Source organism: Bacillus sp. AFS001701 (genome assembly GCF_002559405.1).
Taxonomy (GTDB): Bacteria; Bacillota; Bacilli; order Bacillales; family Bacillaceae_G; genus Gottfriedia.
In genome coordinates this window covers 1-2,116 of the sequence record NZ_NTZO01000663.1, presented here as the reverse complement: position 1 = coordinate 2,116, position 2,116 = coordinate 1, and the positions used below count along the sequence as shown (strand labels likewise).

General features: G+C 29.0%; 2 protein-coding genes. Both read right to left on the bottom strand.

Annotated features, from left to right (window positions below; genetic code table 11):
- Positions 1 to 859: 859 nt before the first annotated feature.
- Positions 860 to 1,963 carry a GerAB/ArcD/ProY family transporter gene (locus tag CN514_RS24485; RefSeq protein ID WP_098234797.1) on the bottom strand — a complete coding sequence of 368 codons (1,104 nt, stop codon included), beginning with the start codon at positions 1,961 to 1,963 and terminating at the stop codon, positions 860 to 862.
- Positions 1,963 to 2,116 (bottom strand): Ger(x)C family spore germination C-terminal domain-containing protein (locus CN514_RS26950; protein WP_217993962.1); only part of this gene is annotated, 154 nt, incomplete at its 5' end. The genes CN514_RS24485 and CN514_RS26950, both read right to left, overlap by 1 nt.

The following is a 2,116-nucleotide window of genomic DNA, read 5'->3' as shown; positions in this document are numbered from 1 at the left end:
GAAAGGTTTGAGAATTATAAATTGATGCCAAATCAAAAACTCTTTTTATTTTAGCTTAAATAGTTTGCTTCATTTTTATATAATTTTTAATTATTTACAACTTCGAAACAAGTTGTGCTTAAATTCGAAACATCAAGATCTTATTATACTTTTATACTGTTTCGAAGGGAGATGTATTAAATCTTATGTAATAGGTAACCTAATATTTAATCAAATTTAAAGTAACTAAATTTAAATATAAGCTTAAAACAAATAAGTAAATTTAAACTCCTATTACATTATTAATGAGGACGAAATTGCCATTGTACATCATAAAGAAAAATATATTGGATCTGCAGCGAGAAGTTTTATAGACTTGTTGGTTACTCATGTGAAAAAAACAAAACTGAATGAGAGTGTGCATGCTGAAAATACTTTACTTTCTTTCTGAAGAATTTCCTACGATGAGATCATGGAACAAATTAAACAGGAAATTGGTCATTAATGGGGAACTGATGGTGCCTAGACTAGAGGTAACTCCGGATATTGCTAATTTGCAAAATAAAAAGAAGGCTGCTAAAGCAGCCTTATTTTTAAGAGATCACTACCTCAACTAAATCTCCATCTTTTAAGTTTAATTTATCACGAAGTTTTACATCAGTAGCAATTTCTATTTTACAAGGGAGTATGCTTACAGACACTGTTCCACTATACTCTTCTTTTTCCAAACGTTAACATCAGAAGGAAGTGTATTGGGTTCATTTAGTTCTACATTTAAAGTGCCAGGAAACCACAATATGCTTTGTAAATGCTCTGATACTTTTCAAAAATAGCTAGAATTTTGATTAAAATGCTCAGAAAAAGTCTTCTGAGCGTTTTTTTAATTTTTACTTAGTAATTTAATGACATGACTTTTAAATAATTTTATTAAAAAAAGTAACGGAATATATATATATATAAAGTAAAATCCAATTTTTGATACAGAACGGGAAACTACTGGTAATTTTTTCATGTCGTCTATATAACAGGAACCTATTATAAGGATAATAATGAAGCATACTAATGAAATTTTTGGTCTAAAATTGTTGGACATTCTTTTCAAAATCCTAGTACAAGCCCATATAGGTAAACAAATTGGAGGTATAATCTCTAAAAGCCATATAAATATAAAAATATATTCAAATCGTTCAATAAATGGCATCTTTACTACCTTTGTCATATTTAAAGTTGCCGAGTGCATATGTTCTAAAGTTTCTTGATTGAAATACATAAAAGTTATAATGATTATAACCGTGTAAATTATTGTAGAAACTAGATTAGCGAGATGAGCAAATTTAAGACTACTTTTAGGGTTTTTAATAAATGGATAATACATATAAATCCACTCAAAGCCAATATATAGTAGACTAGCTGTTTTCGAGCATATAAAGATCTCTTTTACAGAATGATTAAACATAGGTTGTAAGAGGAGTGGATTGGCATGTTTCAGTGGAAAATATATAAAAATCAATAAAAAGCTAGGTAGTATCACTCCCCAAACAGTAAATCCTGTTAATAAACGGAAGCCTCCTGAAATTAAATAAAATATCATAAAACCTAATAGAAGAGCTAATTTCCACGTTTGAAGATTTGGATAGATCCACACTTGTATAACTTCGATATATGTTCGAAAAACAGTAAATGCTTCTAACAAAAAATAAAAAAGTACTAGGATCGACAGTAGATTTCCAATAATATTACCGAAACAAAACTGATGTATTGAAATTAAATCATTGTGATTTTCATCAAGTGTTCGATAAACTAACCAAATTAATAGATGAATTGATAATCCAGATATTATAACTCCTAACCACGCATCCTGCTTAGCATTTTTCGAAATGTCAGTTTGAAAACTAAGTATGCTTATACCAATTTGTGAAGAATGGATTAAGAAAAAAGTAAAGAAAGAAGAGACAAGAAATTGTTCTTTTACATTGCTTCGCATTATTGTCCCACTCCAGACTGGCGTATTTTAATATTCGTCTGTATTGAAAATTTCATTTTAGGATAGATATTTTTGTAAAAGTCTTTTTCATTCCAAGATTTCCTTTTACTGCGATCAATAATCCCTAAGCCGAGTGGGTCAACTTCATTTTCC

Coding starts and splice junctions, on each gene's coding strand:
- CN514_RS24485 (WP_098234797.1), bottom strand. CDS start 1,963: ATGCGAAGCAATGTAAAAGAACAATTTCTTGTCTCTTCTTTCTTTACT.